This is a genomic window from Bartonella sp. AD328YNZD, from assembly GCF_042196425.1.
The window spans coordinates 1-886 of the sequence record NZ_JBHIQG010000650.1 but is presented as its reverse complement, the minus strand read 5'-3'; the positions used below and the strand labels follow the sequence as shown (position 1 = coordinate 886).

Genomic DNA, 886 nt, shown 5'->3' with positions numbered 1-886 from the left:
ATGATGCAGCGTGTGCGTGAATATTTATCGGATACGAGTGGTGTGATTGAAAGCACTTTTACGGTTGATACTGAACAACAGACAACGTTGATAAGACTTGAAAGTCAAACGGCATTTTTAGCGTATAGGAATGGGATAGCGCTTTGTTTTAAAGCGAAGGGTAAGAATGTTGGGGTAACCACAATTGCTTTGAATGCTTTAGCCGCTCAACCTGTTTATAAGGCAACAGAATTAGGCATTCGTGCTTTATCGGGAGGGGAGTTTCAAAAGGGATGCATTTATAGCTTGATTTATAATGGAACTGGTTGGCAGGTTTTGAACCCTACGCCGGTTTCTTTACCGCAAGGACCGGTTATACCTGTTTGTCCACCAGGGACAATAGGGGCTTTTGGGATGCAAGTTTTACCGAAAGGCTGGTTGTTATGTGATGGAAAGGCTTATTTGCGCAGTGAGTATAGGGCTCTTTATGAAGCGATAGGGATCAGGTGGGGGAGCATTGATGATTATAGCAAGTTTCATGTTCCCGATTTGCGTGGCGTTTTTTTGCGTGGTGTTGATGATGACCGCGAGATAGACCGCTTTCGTTATTTGGGTACTTTTCAAAATGACGCTATGAGAAAGCATGATCATAGAGGTCAAACCTTTACGATTTTTAATGCAGAAAATCAGGAGGAGAGTTGGCATGGTGATATGACGATCATATGGGGATATATGCTTAATGACCAGCAAAGGTTGAAGCTCGCCGAACGTTTGGGCGTGAGAGCAGAGGATATACGGGTTCATCATAAGCTCGCCTTTCCCCATACACACATTCATATGCGTGATGTTTCAGTAGCAAGTTTTGGAGAACATGAGACACGCCCGGTTAATATGAGTGTTGTGTTTG

The 886-nt window shown here is 43.6% G+C and carries 1 protein-coding gene; it reads left to right on the top strand.

Going from position 1 to position 886, the window contains the following annotated elements; genetic code table 11:
• Positions 1–886, top strand: an 886-nt coding sequence (locus tag ACFIO3_RS14250) for a phage tail protein (RefSeq protein WP_375704702.1), incomplete at both ends; no start/stop codon positions are given.